The following is a 25,124-nucleotide window of genomic DNA, read 5'->3' on the forward strand; positions in this document are numbered from 1 at the left end:
AAGGCATACCCTCGTCTATAGATATTGAATTCTTAGAATTAAACGACAACCCCTACATAAGGGCCACGTGGAATTGTATCGACGAGCAAAGGGATTGGGCGATTACCTGATTGTTGCAGCCCAAGACAGCAATTACATCTTGAAATACAAGCCTACGGCTAAGGTGCTCAATTCCACCGAAGACCGCATGTATATGATCAAGTCCATCCGATATGTTGACGAAGTGATAAGCTACACGGATGTCGACAAAATCGTGAAGGAGGTCGATTTCGACGTCTTTGTCACGGGCCCCGACCAATGTCACGAGGGTTTCCAGCGTGCCATCAAATGGTGTGAGGAGCATGGAAAGGAGCATATCGTGTTGGGACGTACTGACGGCGTGAGCTCCAGCGAGTTGAAGAAGAAAATAGCGGAGAAGACCCTCTCCAACGCGCAACCTACGGCCTAATGGTTCAACTGCGCCTTGGCACAATTCCTTTACGCGCTCGCCCCAATAGACAGATTGATAGACAACAGGTCATTGAACGTATGAAAATCATTGAACAACAGATTGTAGGCAAACACACGATGAACGATTGCGAGGACGGCATAGTGGTCACGCCCCACTTTATAGCCGTCGTCGACGGAAGCACCAGCAAAACGCCCCACCGGTTTCATCCCGACATGAAAAACGGTCGCTATTGCATGTTGGCCATCAGCGATTTTATCCGAAACGTCTCGCCCCACATAACCCTCGCTCAGTTTTGCAAGCAGGTAACGGCCTTTATCCATGCGCTATACCCTTCCCAAGACGCATCCACTCTGTTGCCACCCCATGAGCGGTTGTGCGCCAGCGCCATCGTCTACAGTTGCCATCGCCAGGAGATATGGATGATAGGCGATTGCCAATGCATGGTGGATGGACTCGCCTACTCCAACGACAAGCCCTATGAAGAAGTGTTGGCCCGACGCCGTGCTGAGGTGTTCCCCAATATGCTCAAGGTCCACCCCAGCATGACAGAAGGTGGTCACATTGTGCACGACTACGCCCGCGACACCATTATCCCTTCGCTCATCGAGAGCATGGCGGGCGAAAACACCAGCTACGCCGTTATCGATGGCTACCCCATCTTCATGCCAGGGATACGAACCATTCGTCTTAGCCCATCGTGCAACGAAGTGGTGTTGGCGTCCGACGGCTATCCCCACCTTCGCCCCACACTCCAAGAGAGCGAAGAGGCTTTGCGCCACCAACTGTCCACCGATCCTTTCTGCATCCATTCGTTTGTAGCCACCAAAGGTCTGATGGTTGGCAACGGCTCGTTCGACGACCGCGCCTATGTGCGGTTTCACGCTCAATGACAAGTTGGCTTCCAAACACGTCTTGCGAATGGAAATACGTCTTGCGAATGGATATTGGCGCACCCTCTTTTGCTATTGACACGTATTTTTTGTAATTTTGCACGAAATTTCACGTCACACATGAGATACTTCGTTTGGATTCGTTTCGACGGCACCGCCTACCACGGCTGGCAGATACAGCCCAACGGTATGTCCGTACAAGAGAAATTGCAAGATGGCCTATCGCTTCTTCTGCGCCGCCCCATAGAGGTTGTGGGCGCTGGCCGCACAGACGCCGGTGTGCATGCCCACCAAATGGTGTGCCACTTCGACAGCGAGCAACCCATCGACACCACCCAGCTCTGCTACCGTCTCGGCCGTGTGCTTCCGCGCGACATTAGTTGCGAGAAGATAGAGGCCGTGAGCGCCGACATGCACGCCCGCTTCTCGGCCCGCCGTCGCGTTTACCGCTATTTCATCCACACGAAGCGTGACCCCTTCCTGCGCCATTACTCGGTTGAGATGCATTACCCGCTCGATTTCGACTTGATGAACCAAGCTGCGGCCCAACTGCTTACCGTCGACGACTTCAAGGCGTTTTGCAAGGCGGGCGCCGACGTGAAGACCACCCTCTGCGATGTTACCACGGCCCAATGGGTGAAGACGGGCGAGAGCAGCTATTACTTTGAGATTGCCGCCAACCGTTTCCTGCGCAACATGGTTCGCGCCGTAGTAGGCACCTTGGTCGACGTGGGACGCAAGCGCATAAGCCTGGAGCAGTTTGACCGCATCCTCCAGGGCGGCACACGCTCCGACGCGGGCGAATCGATGCCTGCCAACGGCCTGTTCCTTTGGCAAGTAGATTATTAACACCTATTATATATAGTATTCAGGACATGTGGTTACTATTGGCCTTCCTTTCGGCAACCCTTTTGGGTTTCTACGATTCGTTTAAGAAGAAATCGCTTCTCTCCAACGCCGTCATCCCCGTATTGTTTCTCAACACGGTGTTTTCGTCGCTCATCTTCCTGCCCTTCATCATCTTATCCGCCACGGGCGCCCTTCCCGAAACCTCCATCTTCCACGTGGGCGGCGGCGGATGGGAAATCCATAAGTACATCATTCTGAAGAGCCTCATTGTGCTCTCCAGTTGGATCTTCGGCTATTTCGGCATGAAACACCTTCCCCTCACCATTGTGGGTCCTATCAACGCCACCCGTCCCGTAATGGTATTGGTGGGCGCACTATTGGTGTTTGGCGAGAGCCTCAACGTGTGGCAATGGATCGGTGTATTGCTGGCCATCGGCTCCTTCTTCATGTTGAGCCGTTCGGGCAAGAAGGAAGGCATCGACTTCGAGCACAACCGTTGGATAGGATTCATTGTTCTGGCAGCCGTGCTCGGCGCCATCAGCGGTCTCTACGACAAATATCTCATGGCCGATCCGTCCAATGGTGGTGTGGGCGTCGACCGCATGGCCGTGCAGTCGTGGTACAACCTCTACCAGATGGGCATGATGGGCCTGATGATGGCCATTCTGTGGTGGCCCACCCATAAGCACACCACTCCTTTCCGTTGGGACTGGAGCATCATCGGCATCAGCCTCTTCCTGAGCGCGGCCGACTTCGCCTACTTCTATGCCCTGAGCCTTCCCGGCGCCATGATTTCCATTGTGTCGATGATTCGCCGAGGAAGCGTCATCGTCAGCTTCCTTTTTGGCGGACTGTTTTTCCACGAGCGGAACCTTCGCGCCAAGGCCATCGACCTTGCGTTGGTGCTCTTGGGCATGGTATTCCTATATATCGGAAGCAAATAAAATCAATTATTGAAAGGTTTTGTTACATTTCTTTTGCAACATGAAAGTAAAATCGTATCTTTGCAAAAGCATTTGTTAAGAATACGCACATTTGGTTCACTATTGAAAATCATTCATAATGGCACGCAATATCTTTAAGGGATTAGGTATAGCCCTCATCACACCGTTCACACCCGAGGGAGAAGTTGACTACAAATCGCTCAAGCGTCTTGTGGAGCACCAGCTCAACCACGGGGCCGATTTCTTTTGCATTCTGGCCACTACCGCCGAGGCACCTTGTCTGACCCAAGAGGAGAAGGATAAGATTACGCAGCTCGTCAAGGATGTGGTGAATGGCCGCGTTCCCATTCTTAAATATTGCGGCGGAAACAACACAGCCGCTGTCATCGAGGAGATGCAATCGACCGACTGGAGCGGCATCGATGGCATCCTGAGCATCTGCCCCTACTACAACAAGCCTTCGCAAGAGGGTCTCTACCAGCATTTCAAGGCCATCTCCAAGGCCAGTCCGCTGCCGCTTGTGCTCTACAACGTGCCAGGCAGAACGGGCGTAAACATGAAGGCGTCGACTACCTTGCGATTGGCCCACGAATGTGAGAACATCGTAGGCATCAAGGAGGCAGCGGGAAGTCTTGAGCAGGTCGATGAGATCATCTACAACAAGCCCGACCGTTTCGACGTGATCAGCGGCGACGACGCCCTTACCTTCTCCATGGTGGCGAGTGGCGCGGCCGGCGTTATCTCGGTCATTGGCAACGCCCTTCCCCGCGAGTTCTCACGCATGATTCGGTTGGAGTTCAAGGGCGAATATGAGCCGGCCCGCAAAATCCACCACATGTTCACCGAGCTCTACAGCCTTCTCTTCGTCGACGGCAACCCTGCCGGCGTGAAGGCGTTGCTCAACGACATGGGCTTCATCGAGAACCAGCTTCGCCTTCCGCTTGTGCCCACGAAGATCGAGACCAAGCAGAAGATGGCCGACATCCTCGAGCGCCTGCGCCTCTAACTGATGAGAACTGGCGAGGCAGGTAAAATACCAAACTGCCTAGGCTGTTTACAACCGACAACATCCATCGCTTCCTGATGATGGCACAATCATAAAAGGGCAACGACCATGATGGCCGTTGCCCTTTCTCTTTGTCCTTAACAACCGTGGGTCGTTACTTCTTATCCATACCTATACCTATTTATTCATACCTAATGGCTTCTATGGGATCGAGGCGCGCCGCCTTCTTAGCCGGATACCAACCGAAGAACACGCCGGTGAAGGTACACACGGCGAAACTCATGATGATGGTCCACACCTCGATGTAGATGGGCCAATGGGCCAACATCTTCACGGCGTAGCTCGCCCCTATTCCCAATATCACTCCCACAAGTCCTCCCGTTACGCTCAGCATGATAGCCTCGATGAGAAACTGGTTGAGGATGTCTACGCCACGCGCTCCCACGCTCATGCGCAAGCCTATCTCTCGGGTACGCTCCGTAACGCTCACATACATGATGTTCATGATGCCAATGCCGCCCACGATGAGCGAAATTCCTGCCACACATCCCAACAATATGGTCAGCATATTGGTGGTGGAGTTCATCATCGACGACAGTTCCTCCTGCGAGCGGATGTTGAAATCGTCGTTGTCGCCTTGCGTCGTCTCCGTGGCGTCCTTGAGCTTATGGTTACGTCGAAGGATGGAGGTTATCTCGACCGTGGCCTTGTCGGTTACGTCCTCCGTAATGGCCGATGCCTGTATCTCGCTCAGGTATGTCTGTGCCAAAATGCGCTTCATCACCGTGGTGTAAGGCGCCAGCACCAGGTTGTCCTGATCCATACCCATCGAGTTGTAGCCTTTCTTCTTCAGCACACCTATCACGCGGAAAGGTATGGTGTTGAATCGCACAACCTTGCCCACGGGATCGGTTCCGTCAGGGAAGAGATAGTCAACTACAGTCTGTCCGAGGATGCAAACCTTCGCACTCGCCTTCAACTCCTGGTCGGAGAAGAGCTCTCCATCGCTAACGCTCAACTGTCGAATGCCCAGATATTCTTGGTTCACGCCATAGATGGTCGACTGCGTGTTGTTATTGCCATTGATAAACTGGCCGCTGGTGCTCACCACCGGACTGATGGCCTTGATGTAGGAACACTCGTCCTTCAGAGTCTGATAGTCGGTGAGCTTAAGGGTCTGCATGGCCGACGGGTCCTGTCGCACGCCACCTCGCATGTCGGCTCCCGGATGCACCATAATCATGTTGGAGCCCATCTCTGCGATGTTGGCCTGAATGCTCCGCTTGGATCCTTGTCCAATGGCCAGCATCGTGATGACCGATGCCACACCAATGATGATGCCCAATGCCGTGAGGAACGAGCGCATCTTATTGGCGAAAATGGCTCTGAGGGCTATTTTAAATAGATTCGTGTAGTTCATTATTCGTCCGTATTTGGCGGAAGCGCGGCCAACCCCTCGGCGGCGCTAAGGATGTTGTTGTTGTACTCGTCACTAATGACACGCCCATCGCGCAACATAATGTTTCGGCTGGAATAGTTGGCGATGTCGGGGTTGTGCGTCACAAAGATGATGGTTCTTCCTTCCGCATAGAGTTTCTGGAAGAGCACCAGTATCTCAAACGAGGTACGTGTGTCGAGGTTTCCTGTTGCCTCGTCGGCGAGGATGACCGCTGGGTTGTTGACCAAGGCGCGCGCGATGGCCACACGCTGCATCTGTCCTCCCGACATCTGGTTCGACTTATGGTAGAGTCGGTTGCCCAACCCCACAGCCCTCAGGGCCTCCACCGACCGGTCGAACCGCTCCTTTGCCGACACGGTCGAGTTGTACATGAGCGGCAACTCCACGTTTTCCACACTCGTCGTCTTGGGCAAGAGGTTGTAGTTTTGGAAGATAAAGCCGATCTTGCGGTTGCGAAGCACGGCACGCTGCGAGTGCGACATGGTTCTGACCGACACGCCATCGAGGTAATATTCGCCGCTCGAAGGAGTGTCGAGACATCCCAACTGGTTGAGGAGCGTCGACTTTCCCGATCCCGACTTACCCATGATGGTAACAAACTCGCCCTCGTAGATCTTAAACGACACGCCGCGAAGCGCATGCACCATCTCGTCGCCAACAAGGAAGTCGCGCTTCACATTTTGGAGTTCAATGACGACTTTCTTGTCTTCCATGTCCTTATTGATTTGATGATCTGTCATAAGCATCTTCTTTCAGGAACCATTCTTACTTGCCGTTCTTCTTGTTCTTTCCCGGAGGGCCTGGCTGGAAGGGGCTCGACACCGACTCGTCGGAGCTATCGTCGGCCGTCTGGTCGTTGGTATTCATGGCCACACCCGTGATGACCACTTGTCCTTCCTTGATGCCGCTGAGCACTTGCGTGTGTGTGCCGTCCGACATGCCGATGTTCACCTTGTGGGCCACCAACGTGTTGCCCTCGAGCGTCCACACCTTGTTTTTGGCGTTGCTCACGTCTTTCATCTTGCGTGCACCGATGGTCTCCTTGGTGGGTGTGTAGCGCAGGGCCTTGCTGGGCACGCTCAGCACACCATTGCTCTCCTGGGTGTAAATCACCACGTTGGCGGTAAGTCCGGGCTTGAGCTTCATGTCGGCGTTGGGCGCACTAATCACCACCTCGTAGGTCACCACGTTATTGGTGGTGGTGGCCTCCAGGCGCACTTGCGTCACCACGCCCTCGAAGGTGTCGTCGGGATAGGCGTCGACGGTAAACGTTACGCGCTCGCCCTTCTTCACATCGCCTATGTCGGCCTCATCCACATCGGCCACCACCTGCATATTGGTGAGGTCTTGCGCAATGGTAAACAGGTCAGGCGTGCTCATGTTGGCGTTCACGGTCTGTCCTTCCTCCACACTCTTGCTCACCACGATGCCGTCGATGGGCGATGTGATGGTGGCGTAACTGAGGTTTGTCTGCGCGCGCGACACCTCTTCTTGCGCCGACACCACTTGGTCTTTTCGCGAGACCACGGTCTGTTGGCTGGTCTGATAGCTCAGGCGTGCGGTCTCATAATCGTTGGCCGAGATGAGCCCCTTCTGGTAGAGGGTCTTGTAGCGATTGTAGTTGGCCTTCTGGTAAGCGAGGTCGCTTTGCGCGCTTCTAAGCGAGGCTTGCGCCTGGGAGAGCTGCGCCTTGGCGGTATTCAACTGGCTCATGAGGTTCAACTTGTCGAGCTCGGCGATGACCTGCCCTTTCTTCACCACGCTGTTGTAGTCGACGTAGAGCTTGCTGACAATACCCGACACCTGCGTTCCTACGGTCACCTCGTTTACCGTTCGATGGTTCCGGTAGCGGTAATACTGTTGAGAATGTTGACCTTGGCCACCTTCTCCGTCTTGAAATTCACTTCTTCCTTCTTCTTGCCACCCGACAGGAGGAAGGCTGCGACAGCGACGATGACGACAACGCCCACCGCTATCCAAACCATACTTACTTTCTTTGTTTTCATCCTATATGTTATGCTTGTTATTATCCTGTTGTCTTAGCCTTGCGTTATTTCAGCGTTCCGTTCTGGTAGAACTTCAGCATGTGGATGTTGAGGATGGCGAGATACTTGGCTTGCAACTCGCTGAGCTGGGCCTTGAGCAACGCATCCTTTCCGTTCATGAGCTCAATGGTGTTCTTGAGGTTCTGCTGAAACTGCTCGCTCAGCAGCTCATAGCTCTCCTGAGCGCTCTGTGTGCTCACCTGGGCGCTCTTGAACTGGGCTTGGTTGTTGACCGCCTGCAACCAGTAGTTCTCGATGGTTGAATAGAGTGTGGTCTGCTTGTCCTTGAGGTCGAGCTCGTAGGTCTGCTTGGCGAGCCGTGCCTTGTTGACGGCGGTCTTGGTGGACCGATTGTCGAAGAGGGGTATGCTTACCGACAGGCCGCCTCCGAGGGTGAAATTGTTCTTGAGCTGCGTTCCCCAATTGTTGCTGTTCATCGATGTGGTGTTGGTGCTCACCCCTGCGTTCACGCCGATGGTGGGCAACTTCTGCGCCTTGGCAATCTTTATTTGCAGGTCGCTGCTCTCTATGCCGAGCTGGGCGTTCTTAATCTCGGGTCTGATTCCCAGGGCGGCCTCATACACGTTCGTCACGCCGGGTATGGCCTGCAGGGCGGCCTCGTCGGTTGGCACGTCGGCCGTCACATCAAACTCCTCCTGGTCGGTGATCTGGAGCAGCTGCTTGAGCTGTCGCTTGAAGTCGCGGAGGTTGCTCTCGGCCTGCACCACGGCATACTCGTCTTGCGCTCTCTGGGCGGTGAGCTGTGCAAGGTCGGCCTTGCTCATGCTTCCCACCTTCACAAACTCCTGTCCGCGCTCCTCGTTTTTCCTTGATGTTTCGAGCGTGGCCTTGCTCACCTCTATGGCGTCCTTGCAATAGAGTATCTGCACAAAGAGCTGGGTGATCTGCTCCTGGATGGAGTTGGCGGTGGTGGCGCTGTCGAGCGCGGCTTGTGTGGCGGTCACCTTGTTCAATTTCACTTGGTTGCGGTTGCGGTTTCCGTTCCACACGGTCCAGTTGCTCATGATGCTATAGGTTCCGTTGTAGTACACCTTGTCGACGTTGGTCTGCACCTTGTCGCCGGCAATCATGTACGACCCTGTCTCGGGCCAAGGGTTGTACGACACATTCTGGGATGTCGAGGCCGAGAGCGTGGGCAGCAGGGCGGCCTGGCTTTGCTTCACGTCCTCCAAGGCGCTGAGATGCTGAACGCGCGACTTTTGGAGGGTGATGTTGTTTTGCAAAGCATACTGGATGCAGTCTTGCAACGTCCATTGGCGCGCCTCCACCGAAACGGGGGCGAGCAGCAACAGGGCAAGAGCCGATGCGAAAAACGATTTCTTCATTGTCATCTTTGGTAATTTGTTCAAAAAACGATTATAGGATGTAAGGAAGTAAGTATGGTTTATTGAAGCAAGTGTTTATTAACAATAAAAATGGGAAACATTACATTTCGTAACATTTCCCACCTTATTAATTTTATTCGAAGTGCTGCAAGCGTGCGATATACTTGCCGAGGATGTCGAACTCGAGGTTGACGACGGTTCCGACCCTGATGTCGCAGAAGTTGGTGTTCTGCCGGGTGTAAGGAATGATGGCCACTTGGAACGTGTTGTCGGTGGGGCCGACCACCGTGAGCGACACGCCGTTGACGGTCACCGACCCCTTGTCGACGGTGAAGTAGCCTCGCCTTGCCATTTCCTTGTCGGCCTTATATTGGAAGGTGAAATAAGTGCTTCCGTCGGCGTCTTCCATGGCCACGCAGGTGGCCGTTTCGTCCACGTGTCCCTGCACGATGTGGCCGTCGAGCCGCCCGTTCATCATCATGGAGCGCTCCACGTTCACCTTGTCGCCTTGCTTGAGCAGGCCGAGGTTGGTGCGGTCGAGGGTTTCCTTCATGGCGGTCACGGTATAGGCACCGTCGGCTATGTCGACCACGGTTAGGCACACGCCGTTGTGGGCCACGCTCTGGTCGATCTTGAGCTCATCCACGAAGGAGCAGCGCAGGGTGAAGTCGATGTTTTCTTGGTATTTCCTTACTGCGACAACGGTCGCCATTTCTTCTACTATTCCGCTAAACATGTTCTATATTTAATTAAAAAAGGAGAACTGAGGTGAGGCGTTCTCACTTACTCAATTCTCCGAATGTTAAATGGGAATCATACCGATGATGTGATGAAAACTCCAGCTATAAAAGTTGTGAGCGCTCTCCGTCTTTGTAATCCACCGGCTTGAAGCTTAGTCGCAAAGGCGATTTATGTGGCCCGCCATTGGCAAGAGATACGTCTCAGTTTTCAATGTAATTTGATGAGTATCCCTATCGAACCGATACAACTCCCAAAGGGTTTCTCCTTTTCATCTGCAAATATAGCATTTTACTTTTTATCTTCCAAACAAATTGATACTTTTTTGCAAGACAATAAATTGTTTTTTCATCCGTTAGAATGATAAAACGATCATGAAACGCATCATATTCTTCTTATTCTTAACGATTTGCACATCAACTGCTCGCGCGCAAGTGGAGGTGCGCAAAAATACGCAGCACGCCTTCCCAAAATCGATCCCTGCGGGCAACTATAGTGGCATAGCGTGGTTGGGCGACGACCAATATGCCGTGGTGAGCGACAAGTCGGCCGACGATGGCTTCTTTGTTTTCCGCATCGTGACCGACAGCGTCAACGGAGAGGTGAAAGGCGCCTACAACATGGGGTTCCGCAGCAGCGGTCATCCTGGGCACGACGATGAGGGGGTGGCCTATAATGCGCATACCAACACGGTATGGGTCAGCGGCGAGGCCGACAACCGCATCATGGAATATGGCATGGATGGGCGGCGCACAGGGCGGCAACTGGCCCTCCCAGACGTGTTTGCGCACCTGCCGGGCAACCTGGGGTTGGAGGCCTTGTCCTACAATGCCCTCACGCATCGCTACTGGACGTGCAACGAAAGTGGAAACATCGTCTTGCAATCGTTTGGCGACGACCTTCAGCCTCTGCAATCGTTCGCCTACAGGCTCGACGCACCATTGGCCAACCATGCCAAAGCGCTCCACTATGCCCATGGCGTAGGAACAATTTGTGCGCTCGACGATGGCGCCTTGCTCGTGCTGGAGCGCGAGGCCTACGTGCCCAAAAAGAAGGTGGGGGCGTTTGTGGTGTGCAAACTCTACAGGGTGGAGCCGCAGGGCGCCGATGCCGTGGCCCACACGCCTCTGCCCAAGCGGCTGCTCACGTCGTGGCGCACGAAACTGACGGTTTTCGACCGAAGCTTCGCCAACTATGAGGGCATGTGCCTGGGACCGACGCTGACCGACGGTTCGCGTGTGCTGCTCATCGTGGCCGACTCGCAAGACCAATATGCCGGGGTGCTGAAAGATTGGATAACGAGCGTCAAGCTAATTACTCCTCCCGATCCATCCGCTCCACCCGTTCTGGAGCGACGGGGCTGGTAGGCGCAACAGGCGCTTCGCCTTTCTTCATGGGGCGCAACCGCTCATACTCGTCGAAGGCGTAGCGGCGCGACAAGAGGATGGCCAACCAAAACGTGGTGAGGGCGTAAACCGTAACGGCCAGCAGCACCACCACCTCCAGCAGGGCCGCTGTCCACACCCCCACTCCGCTCATCACCAGGCCGAGCATGAGCGCGGGCGCCGTGGTAAGAAACATGCCGCTCATCTGCCTCATCACGGGCACCAGGGCGGCCTGGAAACCGCGTCGCACGAAATGGCGGACGGCCTCGCGATGGGTGGCGCCATTGCCCAAGAGGTAATAATAGAGTTCGTTGTGGTGCGCCAAGCCCATATAGTAGGCGTGCAGGGCACGGGCGATGAGCCCCGATGCCATGCCCACCATCAGGCCAAGCATGGGGATGAAGAAGCGGGTGTCGAAGGGTTCCTTCAGCGAGAGCACCAACAGCAGCACATAAAGGCTCACGAGCAGCAGGGGCGCCACGCTGGCCGCCATCACAGGCAGAAGCAACCTGCGTTGGCGAAGGCCCGACCTCAACACCACGACCACCGATGAGAGCAACGCAAGAGCCACGCCAACCAAGAGGTTGACCCACAGTATGTTACAGGTCATCAGCAGAGCCGTAATGGCACCAAAGGCCGACACCATGACCGCCATCATAGCCAACGACTTCAACAGGCGTCGCATCAGGCGGAGGTCAAAGGCATAGATGATATAAATGGGCAGGGCGAGCAACAGCAGCCCCAACACAAGTCCAAGCACGGATATATTCATGGTTCAGAGTTTTACGATTTTATGACACGGCAAACCGTCCTGGCGTGTGGCAAAAAGCACCTCCACCCCACTGGCCGCCAGCTCTTGCAGGGCGCCATGGGCAACCACTTGCGGTGCGGGGTCGTCGACCAGCACGATGGGCTTATGGAGCAACGGAACGGCGGCCAGCATGGCCGTGCGCAACAGAGGGGCGTCGACATCGGTCGTCCACCGCTCGTCGAGGTCGGCGGGAAGGCCCAGGGCGCTCCACCGCTTTCTCAAGGCCACCAGGTCGAGGTCGTCGCCAGCATGGACCGACAAGCCGATGAGCTCGCCGAACAGTTGCCCCACCTTCATGCGCACCGACGGCATGCGTTGCGGCACATAGGCTATTAGCCGACGGAAATAGGCGCTGGAGCCGGGCGTCACGAGTTCGCCGTCGATCGTGATGTAGCCCGAAGCCAACGGCACCAAGCCCAAGATGGCCATGAGCACCAAGCTCTTTCCCGTGCCAGCGCCGCCCGAGAGGCACGCCACCTCTCCACCGTCCATCGCCAGCGAGAAGGCCGGCGACAGGCGCTCGGGCGTCAAGCGAACACTTACATTCTTAAACTCCAGCATCGATCTACCGTTTTATTGTTTTTACAAAGATACTATATTTTTAATCCACACCTGCCGTTTTCAATGTTTTTTTTAGTTTTTTTGTTGTCGAGGGCATATTCCATGTTGAATGTGAAATATGGGTTGCTGACTTACCCCCTGAGGCCATCGCCGTAGGCGGTGGGCGCCCGATGAATGACGGCTGCGCGACATGTGGAACCACCTTATTGTAACATGTAACATGTAACAATGTAACGTTTCGTGACGCCGTAGCGTGTGAGCAACTTGGCTATCTCGCTCATCAGTATGCACCCGTCGCCGGTGGTAACGGCCTCGGCAAACTCCACCTTGGGGCGCTGGGCCTCGAGCAGGTCGTCTTTCTGCTTGAGCGTGCGTTGCAGGATGGTTACGGCCTTGGCCAGGATGGTCTTCTCGTCGTCGTCCTCATGCAGAGGGATGTAGCCGCCCATCTTGCGGATTTGCGGCAGCACCTCGGAGGTGACCCACTTGCGGAAATCCCTTGCCGAAGGCTTGCGGCTGTCGAGGATAACATCATACAGACCGTCCTCGTTAACGAAGTTAGCCATCTGCGTTCCGCCTCTTGTCGAAAGGGGTTCGGTTGAAACGACCCCCTTTTCAAGTCGTTCTCTCACATGCCTCTACCTCAGTCCAAGCACCTTGCATACATCCGTCAGGCAAAACCAAGGCTCACCCTTCTCATCATTCACCGTCCTTATCCTTCCGAACTCCAGACTCTCGAAAATCTTCATTTCGTTCTTCATAATTCTTTAGTGTTAAATCTTACGCTGCAAAAGTACGTCATTGGAAATCTGATAAAAGCACATCATTTTATCAAAGTGTTAAATTGTTTATGACCTCAATCATCAAACTCCTCACCCCTCTCGACTCAAGCCCAAGACCTATGTAAGAACGATAAGCAGAATCCTTCGCCGTATGCTCCAATGCCGCACACAACTGCGAGTAGTTCACGAAGTTAGCCATCTGCATTCCACCTCTTGTCGAAAGGGGTTGGGTTGAAACCAACCCCTTTGCCAACCGTCGGCATACATCTCCTTGCTTCAGCCCCAACACCTCGCACACATCCGCCAAGCAGAACCACGGCTCACCCCTTCTCTTCACTCACCGTCCTTATCCTTCCGAACTCCAGACTCTCGAAAATCTTCATTTCGTTCTTCATGTTTTTCTGTTATTTTTGAAAATAAAACCCCTCGCAACCCCTTGGCAGCAGTTTGGCGCGCCGTGAGGATTACGAGGGCAAAGGTAGTGAGAAAAAGTGAGTGCAACCGTAATAACACGTTGTCAGTACGGTTTATTACAGTTGCCCTACTAAACGTTGTAAAAAAAGAGAATGGGGTTAACGCAGCGATTCTTTTATGGGCTCAAACTACTGACAACGTCCCTCCTTCCCCCAGCTTCCGAACGACCAAAATGTTACATTGTTACATGTTACATGTTACAATAAGCACCTTCCGTATGTCCACACCCTCTTTTGGAAGTCTGAATTTGGGGAGGGTAAAAATTATATAGTATATATATTATATATATAATATATATACTATATAATTTCTTAAAGCCCATCCTGCGCAATATGGAACCACCTTATTGTAACATGTAACATGTAACATTGTAACAAAACTCATGCTTGCACCTTGGCCCATCGGCGCAATCTGCGGGAAAACAAGCCCCCCCGAACGGCTTCGCGCGCGCCACACCTGAACATATATAAATAAAGCAACTTGCAGAACAAAAACATAGGAAACATGGCGTTAACTACTATTAACACGCAACCCTTCGGATTTTAACAGGAAGTAACACGCTGCAGCACGCCCAAATTTCGTGCGTGCGGATAATTGCCGTACCTTTGCATCGCAAGCAGAACACCAAGCACCACCGTCAATCACAGGCCAACGACCGTCGCCCCTCACCCACCACCAACAGCTTCATAGACAAGCGGATCAACATACAACCACCCACCACCAACCAACGCCCATCGCCACCCGTATGACACCAGCGCCCACCGCTCGCCACCTCTCGCCTCGCCTCGAATGAGAGCAGCCAACGTTAACGGGCATTAACGGGAACACGAAACCACACATCGCGCAGGCGCCGAGCCGAGAACGCCCAACAAACCCAATTTTCAGGACACAACCCATCAGTCGGCAGAGTCTCCCCGAGCCTCGCGTATGTCTACGACAAATCTCGAGAGATTACAAACACCTTTGGTGTTTTTTGGAGACGAACACGTGACTCGTGAGATTGCAAACACCTCTGGTGTTTAGGAGACGAACACGAATCTCACTCCACCGAATAACAATCAGCACAAATACCCGTTGGTCAGTCGTCATTCGTGGGATAACAAACGCGAAAGGCGTTTCTCTCAGCCGTCATTACCTCCCGTTGGTCGGTGGGGCTACGCCGGGTCTCGTAAGATTGAGATTCGTGTTCTTAAAAAACAGTTAGCGTTTACTTCGCACGTGGGACTTCGCAGACTCTCGTGTTCTAAACAAAACAACAAGATATGAGCATCAAATGTGCAATCCGCGCGATCTTTGGGAAAACAAATACGCTCCCTTGTTACATTGTTACATGTTACATGTTACAATAAGGTGGTTCCACATGTCGCGCAGCCGTCATTCATCGGGCGCCCACCGCCTCTCAACTTTTTCTCCTAATTTGGCGCACGGTTCGCATTTTTTTCGTAAATTTGCAAACCAAATATGGGTGCCGACACACCCCCAAAACCTACAACCATGACCCCTAACACACATTGCGATTTTGTTTTGCCCGCCGAGTGGGCACCACAAAGCGGCGTACAACTGACGTGGCCCCACGCCGCCACCGACTGGAAACCATACCTCGAAGAGATAACGCAGATGTTCCTGCAGATGGCACGCGAGATTGCCAAGCGCGAGCTGTTGCTCGTGGTAACTCCCAACAAGGCCGCCACAAAAGCCCAACTGGCCAAGGCGCTCGACAGCGAGAGCATAGCGCGCGTCATCATACAGGAAATCGACACCAACGACACGTGGGCGCGCGACCACGCTCCCTTCACCTTGGTATCGACCCACAAAGCCAAGGGGTTCTTCGTAAAAAACCACTTGCTCGACTTCAAGTTCAACGGATGGGGAGAGAAGTTTGAATGGCAGAAAGACAACGCCATCAACCTGCAACTCTACTACAACGGCGTGTTCCACGCAGCCATGGAGAACCATACCGACTTTGTGCTGGAAGGGGGAGCCATCGAGAGCGACGGGCGAGGCACCATCATGACCACCTCGTCGTGCATGCTCGCACCCCACCGCAACCAACCGCTCGACAAGGGCAAGATTGAGGAGCGCTTGCGCAACCAGTTTCACGCACAGCGCGTCGTCTGGATCGACCACGGCCAACTGATGGGCGACGACACCGACGGCCACATCGACACCATCGTGCGCATGGCGCCCAACAACACCTTGCTCTATGTGGGATGCGACGATAACGACGACCCCCACTACGACGATTTCGCCGCCCTCGAACAGCAGCTGAAAGGCTTGAAGACTCTCGACGGACGCCCCTACCGACTGTTGCGCCTGCCCATGCCCGACGCCATCTACGACGATGGCGACCGCCTGCCCGCCACCTACGCCAACTTCCTCATCATCAACGGCGCGGTACTGGTGCCCACCTACCAACAGGAGAAGAAGGACCGACAGGCCCTGGCCACCATCCAACAGGCCTTCCCCGACCGAGAGCTCGTGGCCATCGACGCACGCACGGCCATCAGGCAGCACGGATCGCTCCATTGCCTCACCATGCAATATCCAGAGGGCGTGATAGTCCCCCTCGCCGACGACGAGGAGACCCACGAGGGCAACGCGCCCTTCTTTACATAATAACGCATGCCAAACGGCAAATCACACATGAACCATCATAACAACATGAAACTGAGAATAGGCATACTGCAACAGCACAACACGCCCAACATAGAGCACAACCTGAAACGCCTGGCGGAAGGCGTGCGCGACCTGGCGCAACGCGGAGCACAACTCATCGTGCTCCAGGAACTGCACAACTCGCTCTACTTCTGCCAAGTGGAGGACGTAAACAATTTCGACCTGGCGGAGCCCATCCCCGGCCCGTCGACCAACTTCTTCGGCGAACTGGCCAAGGCCTACGGCGTGGTGATCGTCACGTCGCTCTTTGAGCGCAGGGAAGCCGGACTCTACCACAACACCGCCGTGGTGATAGAAAGCGACGGATCGATCGCGGGCAAGTACCGCAAGATGCACATCCCCGACGACCCCGCCTACTACGAAAAGTTCTATTTCACCCCGGGCGACCTGGGATTCCACCCCATCGACACCTCGGTGGGACGGCTCGGCGTCATGGTGTGCTGGGACCAGTGGTACCCCGAAGCAGCACGCCTCATGGCCCTGCAGGGAGCGCAGATGCTCATCTACCCCACCGCCATCGGCTACGAATCGACCGACACCGCCGACGAGCAGCAGCGCCAGCGAACGGCATGGACCACCGTGCAGCGCGGCCACGCCGTTGCCAACGGACTGCCCGTGGTGGCCGTGAACCGTGTGGGGCACGAGGACGACCCCAGCGGACAGACGGGCGGCATAGAGTTCTGGGGGTCGAGCTTCGTGGCCGGACCGCAGGGCGAGCTCCATTACCAGGCGTCCGACCACGAGGAGGAGAGCCTCGTCGTAGACATCGACATCGCCCACTCGGAGCAGGTGCGACGCTGGTGGCCCTTCCTGCGCGACCGACGCATCGACGCCTACCAAGACATCCTGAAGCGGTTCGTAGACTAACGCGAGGGCACATCCAAACAAAGGGGCAACATCATTTAATAACATTATTTACAATTTGAACCGTCCCTTTCTCATTTTATTTTAGTAACTTTGCGCCCAAACTTGTAATAAGGTAATAATTATATAAATTATGAGCAAACAAACAGAGAAGATTAAAGACCTCGTTGCCAAGCGCGAGCTTGCACGCCTGGGTGGCGGACAGAAAGCCATCGACAAGCAGCATGCACGCGGCAAATACACCGCACGCGAGCGCATCGAAATGCTCGTCGACAAGGATAGTTTTGAGGAGTACGACATGTTCAAACTCCACCGTTGCCACAACTTCGGCATGGAGAAGAAGCAATACCTCGGCGACGGTGTCGTGGCCGGTTCAGCCACCATCGATGGCCGCTTGGTATATGTTTACGCACAAGACTTCACCGTCAACGGCGGATCGCTCTCGGAGACCATGGCCCAGAAGATGTGCAAGATCATGGACATGGCCATGCAGAACGGAGCTCCCGTCATCGGCATGAACGACTCGGGTGGCGCGCGCATCCAGGAGGGTATCTCCGCGCTGGCAGGCTACGGCGAGATCTTTGAGCGCAACATCCTCGCCTCAGGCGTGGTGCCGCAGATCTCCATGATCATGGGCCCCTGCGCAGGTGGCGCCGTTTACTCGCCCGCCCTCACCGATTTCATCGTTATGACCGAGGGAACCAGCTACATGTTCCTCACAGGCCCGAAGGTGGTGAAGACCGTCACAGGCGAGGACATCGACTCTGAGCACCTCGGAGGCGCCAGCGTGCACGCCAGCAAGAGCGGCGTGACCAGCTTCACGGCCAAGACCGAGGAAGACGCCATGGAGCTCATCAAGAAGCTGCTGGGCTACCTCCCCTCCAACAACACCGAGGAGGCTCCACGCGTGGAGTGCAACGACCCCATCGACCGGAAGGAGGACCTGCTCAACGACATCCTGCCCGACGACCCCAACAAGGCATACGATATGTATAAGGTCATCACGGCCATCACCGACAACAACGAGTTCTTCGAGGTGCAGGCCAAGTTTGCCAAGAACATCATCACAGGCTTCGCGCGCTTCAACGGACAGAGCGTGGGCATCGTGGCCAACCAGCCGTCGGCCTACGCCGGTGTGCTCGACGTGAACGCCAGCCGCAAGGGCGCACGCTTCGTTCGCTTCTGCGACGCCTTCAACATCCCCATCGTGAGCCTCGTGGACGTGCCCGGATTCTTGCCCGGCACAGGACAGGAGTACAACGCCGTCATCCTGCACGGCGCACAACTGCTCTACGCTTATGGTGAGGCCACTGTGCCCAAGATCACCATCACCCTCCGCAAGAGCTATGGCGGTAGCCACATCGTAATGGGCTGCAAGCAGTTGCGTTCCGACCTCAACTTCGCATGGCCCACAGCCGAGATCGCCGTGATGGGTGCCTCAGGCGCCGTTGCCGTGCTCTGCGCCAAGGACGCCAAGAAGATAAAGGAGGAAGGCGGCGACGTGAAGGCGTTCCTCGCCGAGAAGGAAGACGAGTACACCGAGACCTTCGCTAATCCCTACCAGGCTGCCCAGTTTGGTTACATCGACGATGTGATTGAGCCACGCAACACACGCTTCCGCATCTGCCGCGGATTGGCACAACTGGCATCAAAGCGCCAGAGCCTGCCCGCCAAGAAGCATGGTTGCATGCCCATGTAATCGCGTCAACACAGATAACAGAACAAGTTCAGAAAGTCAATGGATAAGAACATCTATGCAGCCATTGCCATGGCGCTCTACGAGTACCAGGGCAACAATGTACACGACAGGGAGCCGAGCGTCATCACCATCAAGCCGAAACCAACTTTGTGGAATGCCAAGTTCCTGTCTTTCACAGCTAAACCATCAAGATAATGAAAGAATTCAAATATACCATCGACGGCAAGGAGTATAACGTCGAGATTGGCGACATCAACGAAGAGACCTATGTTGCCAGCGTGAAGGTCAACGGAGAGGCTTACGAAGTGGGAATGGAGAAACCCACTGAGCCCGAGAAGAAGAAAGTGGAACTGGGCAAGCCCGTTGCCGAGAGCAACGAGGAGAGCGCAGCACCCGCCACTAACGCCAATGTGGCAAACGCCACCAAGGCTCCGCTGCCTGGAACCATCACAGCTATCAACGTAAACGTAGGCGACGAAGTGAAGGCTGGCGACGCCGTGCTCGTGCTCGAAGCCATGAAGATGGCCAACAACATCGAGGCCGAGAAGAGCGGTAAGATTGCCGCCATCTGCGTGAAGATTGGCCAGAGCGTGCTCGAAGACGACGCGCTCTTCGTGATCGAGTAAACAGCCTCTTTCATAAGAAGCTACCGTTCTTGGCGGGACAGGCCATGCCCGTTACTCCGCCAAGGAATGATAAACACCCTTAAAAACGCCCTCTTTTGTGTGAATTGATGCAAAAGAGGGCGTTTTTTCAATATTTTTTCGTAACTTTGCAGCCATAAAGTTAATTTGGGTAAGGTATGCGCAAATGAAGGAAGCGCCCCACCCGATAGCTTTTCATATTAAATCGAGAAAATAAGATGATCAAGAAAAAGGTTTTATTCATCAACCAAGAAATCACCCCGTATGTGCCCGAATCGGAAATGTCCGTCATGGGTCGCCAACTGCCTCAGAAAATGCAGGACAACGGTTTCGAAATCCGCACTTTCATGCCTAAGTGGGGAGCCATCAACGAACGCCGCGGCCAGTTGCATGAGGTTATTCGCCTGTCGGGAATGAACCTGATCATCGACGACACCGACCACCCCTTGATCATTAAAGTGGCCAGCATCCCCGTATCTCGCCTGCAAGTCTACTTCATCGACAACGAGGACTACTTCCTCCATCGCCCCGCCATGACCGAGGACGAGAACGGCATGGAGTATGCCGACAACGGCGAGCGCGCCATCTTCTTCGCGCGCGGCGTGCTCGAAACGGTGAAGAAACTGCGCTGGGCCCCCGACCTCATACAATGCCAGGGCTGGATGACAGCCGTGGTGCCGCTCTACATCAAGACCGCCTACCACGACGACCCATCATTCGCCAACACCAAGGTGGTGACCTCGCTCTTCGACAACCAGTTGAAGACGCAGCTCGGCGACAACTTCAAGCGTTGCGTGGAGTTCCGCGACGCAAAGGCCGACCTGCTCAAGCCCTACGCCGAGAAGTTCGACTTCATGGAACTGGGCAAGATGGCCATCGACTATAGCGACGGCGTGGTTGAGGCTGGAGAGAACGTCAACGCCGACCTGTTGGCTTACGCCAAAGGTAAGGAAATGCCAGTACTCAACTATCCTGGCAAGGACTTCGCGCCCGCCTACAAGGACTTCTACAACCAGATCCTCGACAAGTAAGGCTCCGGCCATAACCGCCTATAACCCCACCGCGACAATACGAGGTACACACCGCGACAAGACCTGAAGGCGACAACAGCCCACCACAGGTCTCTCGATGCGACTATACCATAATCATAACATGTGTTTTCAGATGAAATCAAAGTTTTTCGTTGCCCTTTCTCTTGCCGCAATCACCTTGGCAAGTTGTGACACGACAACTGACACCATAGGATCATCGCTCACCGACGACCGCGATGGTATGCAAATATCAGCACAAACATTCAGCGTGGCCAGCCGATCGCTGGTAGCCGACTCTGTGCTCTCGCGTAACATAACGGGTTACCTGGGTAAGGTGCGCGACCCTGAGACGGGCGCTTACATCACAGGCGACTTCATGGCTCAATTTAACAACTTGGAGGGATTTAGCTTCCCTGAAAAGGCGAACCTTGTGACAACCGACGCCAACGGCAACGAAGTGAAAGGTGTGGTAAAGGCCGACTCGTGCGAGCTGCGCTTGTTCTACACCAACCTCTACGGCGACTCCACACAGCTCATGAAGCTCACCGCCTACGAGATGGGCAAGCCCATGAACGAGAATCGCATCTATTACAGCAATTTCGACCCCGCCAACAACGGATATATCCGCGAGGGCGGACTGCATAAGGACAAGGTGTACAGCCTCATCGACTACAACGTGAACCAAAGCCGACGCGACTCGACGGGCTACACACCCTACATCACCATCAAGCTGAAAGGCCCCTACACGGACAAGGACGGCAAGACATACGACAGCTACGGCACCTACGTCATGCAGAAATACTACGACAACCCAGCCAACTTCAAGAATGCGTTCGCATTCAGAAACAACGTGGTGCCCGGTTTCTTCTTCAAGCATAAGAATGGCGTGGGCAACATGGCCTACATCACGCAGTCGCAGTTGGATGTGTATTTCAGCCACGTAGCCGACGACTCATTGTACCATTCGGCAGCCGTGTTCTGGGGAACGGAGGAGGTGTTGCAAACCTCAACCATCACCAACGACAAGCAAAGCATGGAGAAGCTGGCAAACGACGAGTCGTGTACCTACCTCAAGACACCCGCAGGCATCTTCACCGAGCTCACGCTCCCTGTTGAGAAGATCATGAGCGGTCATGAGAACGACACCATCACCTCCGCCAAGCTGGTGCTGCAACGATTGAACAACAAGACCACAAGCGACTATATGTTTGGCGTTCCATCGGAGATATTGATGATTCCGACCGACTCGCTGTACTCGTTCTTTGAGCACAACAACATCTATAACAACAAGAATTCGTTTGTGGCCAGCTGGGCTTACAACGCCGCTCAAGGCAGTTTCAACAACAGCTACACCTTCAGCAACATAGCAGGCATGATTTCGTCGATGTACAATAGCGACCGCACATCCGCCAACTGGAACAAGGTGGTGCTGGTACCCGTAGAAATCAAGACCACCACCACATCGGCGGGAACAAAGACCGTGGTGAAGGTAACCAACAACATGGCGCTGACAAGCACCCGACTGGTGAAGGGCACAGAGGCCGACGACAGTCCCATCAAGTTGAGCGTAATCTACAGTCGATTCAAATAACCCATTCATCATCTGAACGACATGGCCGACAACTTTTTGGAACGACACCACGAAGAGTATGAAGAAAGAAAAAGGGCATGGCTTCGCAACAAGAAGCACATGCCCAAACTAAAACGAACCATAGAGAAGCCTGAAGACGAAAGTCTTTAGGCTTTTTTATTCCTTATCGGTCATTGGATTTTAACCCCAAACATATATAAGATAGGGGTAATCCCCGACGGGAAGGGGATGGCTACATCCTATTCTCGCCTCCGCTGCCCCTACATGGGTCAGCCCACAATGCGGAGCTTGGCGAATTTGAGCAGGAGCTGCTTGCGGCCCGTCGCATCGAAATCGACCGTGGCCTTGGCGTTCTCGCCCACACCTTCCACTTTCACCACCACGCCACGACCGAAGCGTTGGTGCTCAACGACGCTTCCCGGGTGCAAGCCTGACGACCCTGACGAAGCGTAAGAAGAGCCTGACGACGCACCGGAAGGAGCCGATGTTCGCTGGCCGCTGCCTGAAGTGCGCCCACCATTAGTAACCGCGTGCTCCACCTTGGTCCATCGCCCACCTTGCCGAAGCATTTTCTCAAACGATGGCGAGAAAGGGTTGACGGCTTGTTCCGCCTGCCGGGGCGACGTAATCTTGGGTTTGGGATCGGCCATAAACTGCCCTGCCACAGGTCGTGAGTTTTGCATCCTACCACTCCTACGTCCATAGTCGTTCCCCCACTCCCTACTTCCCGTGTAGGGCTTGTTAATCTCATAATCGTCCTCCCATGGACGATACGAGCCGTGAGAGTTGCCACCCCACGTCTCGCCATACGACGAATGACCACCGCTACCACGGCCGCCCTCCACCTGCACGTCCAAGTATTTGGGGGCGATGTCGTTGAGGAACCTACTCGCATTAACAAAGCCATCCATCTTTCCGAAGCGCCATCGTGTGTGGGCCCACGTCAGGTAACAATGTTTCTCGGCCCTTGTGATGGCCACATAAAGCAATCGGCGTTCCTCCTCCAACTCGCGCATCGATCCCACCGACATCTGACTGGGGAAGATATTCTCCTCCAGTCCCACGATAAATACCGTCCCAAACTCCAGTCCCTTGGCGGCATGGATGGTCATGAGCGTCACCTTATCGTCCGACGAATCGTCAGAATCCTGATCGGTCATCAGCGATACGTTCGCCAGATAGTCGGTCAGCAACACATGCTCCTCCTGTCCATCCTCGCGTTGCGCCTGCACAAAGTCGGCGATGCCCGATATCAAACTGTCGAGGTTCTCACGTCTGCTATCGCCCTCGGCCGTGCGGTCGGTGGCAAGATCGGCCTTGATGCCGCTCTTCTCTATAATGTCGCGCGCCAGCGTTAGCGCGTCGCTCTCCTCCCGTTGCGCCACAAAACCATCGATGAGCGCCCGGAAATTCAGAAGTTTCGTGGCCGTCCCCTTGTTCACGAGCAACTGATATTGCACGGGGTTGGAGATCACCTCCCACAGGCTGGTCTCCTGCTGCTGGGCGCAATCCAAGACCTTCGCCAGCGTGGTGTCGCCAATTCCTCGTGCCGGGTAATTCACGATACGGCGGAACGCCTCCTCATCGTTGGGGTTGACCACCAGACGGAGATAAGCTATGACATCCTTGATTTCCTTTCGTTGGTAGAAGCTCAATCCCCCATACACCCGATACTTGTCGCCCATGGCCACCTCGGACTTACGCATCTCCTCCTCAAACAGGCGGCTCTGGGCATTGGTGCGGTAGAGTATGGCGAAGTCGCTCCAGCGGCATTTCTCCTGCTGTCGGATGCGCTTGATCTCTCGACACACGATCGCCGCCTCGCGCTTGTCGGAGATGGTCTCCATGACCTTCACCTTCTCTCCGTTCTCATTCTCGCTATACACCTCCTTCGGTATCTGCCGTTCGTTGTGCTTCATGAGAGAGTTGGCGGCCGCCACAATGAGTTTGGTGGAACGATAGTTGCGCTCCAACTTAAACAGTTGCGCGTCGGCATACACCTTTTGGAAATTCAATATGTTGTCGATCTTCGCACCACGGAATGCGTAGATGCTCTGATAATCGTCGCCCACCACGCAGATGCGGCGCACATCACGTGTGAGCAACCACAGGATTTGTTGCTGCACATAGTTGGTGTCCTGATACTCATCGACCAGCACATATTGGAACCGCGCAGCATATTTGCGACGTATCTCCTCGTTTTGGTTCAATAGCAGATAGGTGTAAACCAACAGGTCGTCGAAGTCCATGGCGTTGGCCAGACGCAGACGCGACTGGTAGGCCCTATAGATCTTATGCGTCTCTGCCATGTTACGCCGCCTGTCGCGCTCCAAGGAGTCGCCATCGGCGGCATAGTCGTCGGGCATCTGCAGTCGGTTCTTCGCCATCGAGATGGCGGCATGAACGGTCGAGGGCTTATACGTCTTGTCGTCGAGCCCCATCTGCTTGCAGATGCTCTTGATGAGCGATCGCGAGTCGGCCTCATCGTAGATTGTGAAATCCGACGAGAACCCTAACGTGGCGGCTTCCACACGCAGGATACGCGAGAAGATGGAGTGGAACGTGCCCATCTGCAAGCTGCGCCCCCGCTCATCGCCCACAAGGCCCGATATGCGCCCTTTCATCTCGTTGGCCGCCTTGTTGGTGAAGGTGAGGGCGAGAATGTTCCAGGGCTTCAGGTCGTAATGTACGAGCAGATAGGCAATCTTATACGTGAGCACACGGGTCTTGCCCGACCCTGCGCCCGCTATGACAAGCTGCGGTCCGTCGCAATAAACCACCGCCTGTCGCTGGTTGTCGTTGAGTTGTTCGAGGAGAGTCTGTTCGGTCTGCATCTGATGTTCCGATAATGTATGGTTGGGTAAAAGTGTTGCTTAGT

Annotated in this window: 21 protein-coding genes and 2 pseudogenes; 14 read left to right on the forward strand and 9 right to left on the reverse strand. The window is 54.6% G+C overall.

Annotated elements, in window-relative coordinates; all coding sequences use genetic code 11:
* Positions 1–37 precede the first annotated feature (37 nt).
* From KM934_RS08065 to dapA, 5 genes are all read left to right on the forward strand, one after another.
* On the forward strand, positions 38–448 hold the full coding sequence (locus tag KM934_RS08065) for an adenylyltransferase/cytidyltransferase family protein (RefSeq protein WP_309437834.1): 411 nt from the start codon (positions 38–40) through the stop codon (positions 446–448).
* A gap of 80 nt (positions 449–528) precedes the next feature.
* Positions 529–1,341, forward strand: coding sequence for a hypothetical protein (locus KM934_RS08070; RefSeq protein WP_215760110.1), 813 nt, complete (start codon positions 529–531; stop codon positions 1,339–1,341).
* A gap of 120 nt (positions 1,342–1,461) precedes the next feature.
* Positions 1,462–2,190: a tRNA pseudouridine(38-40) synthase TruA gene (gene truA / locus KM934_RS08075; protein ID WP_215760111.1), complete on the forward strand. Its 729-nt coding sequence runs from the start codon at positions 1,462–1,464 to the stop codon at positions 2,188–2,190.
* A 26-nt stretch (positions 2,191–2,216) separates the two neighbouring features.
* Positions 2,217–3,134 carry a DMT family transporter gene (locus KM934_RS08080; protein WP_215760112.1) on the forward strand — a complete coding sequence of 306 codons (918 nt, stop codon included), beginning with the start codon at positions 2,217–2,219 and terminating at the stop codon, positions 3,132–3,134.
* Between the two features lie 118 nt (positions 3,135–3,252).
* Complete coding sequence (dapA, locus tag KM934_RS08085) at positions 3,253–4,140, forward strand: 4-hydroxy-tetrahydrodipicolinate synthase (RefSeq protein WP_215760113.1); 888 nt, start codon at positions 3,253–3,255, stop codon at positions 4,138–4,140.
* Between the two features lie 181 nt (positions 4,141–4,321).
* Here dapA and KM934_RS08090 read toward each other — a convergent pair whose 3' ends face one another.
* The 5 genes and pseudogenes from KM934_RS08090 to KM934_RS08110 form a co-directional block, all read right to left on the reverse strand.
* A complete protein-coding gene (locus KM934_RS08090) occupies positions 4,322–5,560 on the reverse strand; it encodes an ABC transporter permease (protein WP_215760114.1) in 1,239 nt (412 codons plus the stop codon).
* Complete coding sequence (locus KM934_RS08095) at positions 5,560–6,339, reverse strand: ABC transporter ATP-binding protein (protein ID WP_252344940.1); 780 nt, start codon at positions 6,337–6,339, stop codon at positions 5,560–5,562. The genes KM934_RS08090 and KM934_RS08095 overlap by 1 nt, the downstream gene beginning before the upstream one ends.
* 25 nt (positions 6,340–6,364) lie before the next feature.
* A pseudogene (locus KM934_RS08100) lies at positions 6,365–7,605 on the reverse strand (efflux RND transporter periplasmic adaptor subunit).
* A gap of 44 nt (positions 7,606–7,649) precedes the next feature.
* Positions 7,650–8,990 (reverse strand): TolC family protein, encoded by a 1,341-nt coding sequence (locus KM934_RS08105; RefSeq protein WP_215760138.1) that lies wholly within the window; start codon positions 8,988–8,990, stop codon positions 7,650–7,652.
* 133 nt (positions 8,991–9,123) lie between these two features.
* Positions 9,124–9,726 (reverse strand): riboflavin synthase, encoded by a 603-nt coding sequence (locus KM934_RS08110; protein ID WP_215760115.1) that lies wholly within the window; start codon positions 9,724–9,726, stop codon positions 9,124–9,126.
* Between the two features lie 376 nt (positions 9,727–10,102).
* Here KM934_RS08110 and KM934_RS08115 point away from each other — a divergent pair, with 376 nt between their 5' ends.
* Positions 10,103–11,095 carry an esterase-like activity of phytase family protein gene (locus KM934_RS08115; protein ID WP_215760116.1) on the forward strand — a complete coding sequence of 331 codons (993 nt, stop codon included), beginning with the start codon at positions 10,103–10,105 and terminating at the stop codon, positions 11,093–11,095.
* On the opposite strand, the gene KM934_RS08120 is transcribed toward KM934_RS08115, so the two are convergent.
* From KM934_RS08120 to KM934_RS08130, 3 genes and pseudogenes are all read right to left on the reverse strand, one after another.
* Positions 11,043–11,885 (reverse strand): ABC transporter permease, encoded by an 843-nt coding sequence (locus tag KM934_RS08120; protein WP_215760117.1) that lies wholly within the window; start codon positions 11,883–11,885, stop codon positions 11,043–11,045. The genes KM934_RS08115 and KM934_RS08120 overlap by 53 nt on opposite strands.
* 3 nt (positions 11,886–11,888) lie before the next feature.
* Positions 11,889–12,485: an ATP-binding cassette domain-containing protein gene (locus KM934_RS08125; RefSeq protein ID WP_215760118.1), complete on the reverse strand. Its 597-nt coding sequence runs from the start codon at positions 12,483–12,485 to the stop codon at positions 11,889–11,891.
* A gap of 203 nt (positions 12,486–12,688) precedes the next feature.
* A pseudogene (locus tag KM934_RS08130) lies at positions 12,689–13,246 on the reverse strand (BRO family protein).
* Between the two features lie 1,989 nt (positions 13,247–15,235).
* On the opposite strand from KM934_RS08130, the gene KM934_RS08140 reads away from it, so the two are divergent.
* From KM934_RS08140 to KM934_RS13150, 8 genes are all read left to right on the forward strand, one after another.
* Complete coding sequence (locus KM934_RS08140) at positions 15,236–16,357, forward strand: agmatine deiminase family protein (RefSeq protein ID WP_215760121.1); 1,122 nt, start codon at positions 15,236–15,238, stop codon at positions 16,355–16,357.
* Positions 16,358–16,402: 45 nt separating this feature from the next.
* Complete coding sequence (locus tag KM934_RS08145) at positions 16,403–17,284, forward strand: carbon-nitrogen hydrolase (protein WP_215760122.1); 882 nt, start codon at positions 16,403–16,405, stop codon at positions 17,282–17,284.
* Between the two features lie 130 nt (positions 17,285–17,414).
* Positions 17,415–18,980, forward strand: coding sequence for an acyl-CoA carboxylase subunit beta (locus tag KM934_RS08150; protein ID WP_215760123.1), 1,566 nt, complete (start codon positions 17,415–17,417; stop codon positions 18,978–18,980).
* Positions 18,981–19,019: 39 nt separating this feature from the next.
* Entirely contained in the window at positions 19,020–19,175 is a 156-nt protein-coding gene (locus KM934_RS08155) for a hypothetical protein (RefSeq protein WP_215760124.1), read from the forward strand.
* The gene (locus tag KM934_RS08160) at positions 19,175–19,606 is read left to right on the forward strand and encodes a biotin/lipoyl-containing protein (RefSeq protein WP_215760125.1); all 432 of its coding nucleotides are present in this window, start codon (positions 19,175–19,177) and stop codon (positions 19,604–19,606) included. The genes KM934_RS08155 and KM934_RS08160 overlap by 1 nt, the downstream gene beginning before the upstream one ends.
* A gap of 239 nt (positions 19,607–19,845) precedes the next feature.
* Complete coding sequence (locus KM934_RS08165) at positions 19,846–20,655, forward strand: glycogen/starch synthase (RefSeq protein ID WP_215760139.1); 810 nt, start codon at positions 19,846–19,848, stop codon at positions 20,653–20,655.
* A gap of 133 nt (positions 20,656–20,788) precedes the next feature.
* Complete coding sequence (locus KM934_RS08170; RefSeq protein WP_215760126.1) at positions 20,789–22,246, forward strand: DUF4270 domain-containing protein; 1,458 nt, start codon at positions 20,789–20,791, stop codon at positions 22,244–22,246.
* Between the two features lie 21 nt (positions 22,247–22,267).
* Positions 22,268–22,396 (forward strand): dehydrogenase, encoded by a 129-nt coding sequence (locus KM934_RS13150; protein ID WP_252344942.1) that lies wholly within the window; start codon positions 22,268–22,270, stop codon positions 22,394–22,396.
* A 119-nt stretch (positions 22,397–22,515) separates the two neighbouring features.
* Here the strand turns inward: KM934_RS13150 and KM934_RS08175 are convergent, their stop codons facing one another.
* Positions 22,516–25,080: an ATP-dependent helicase gene (locus KM934_RS08175; protein ID WP_215760127.1), complete on the reverse strand. Its 2,565-nt coding sequence runs from the start codon at positions 25,078–25,080 to the stop codon at positions 22,516–22,518.
* Positions 25,081–25,124 lie beyond the last annotated feature (44 nt).

The sequence above is a fragment of the Hallella faecis genome, from assembly GCF_018789675.1.
Classification (GTDB): domain Bacteria; phylum Bacteroidota; class Bacteroidia; order Bacteroidales; family Bacteroidaceae; genus Prevotella; species Prevotella faecis.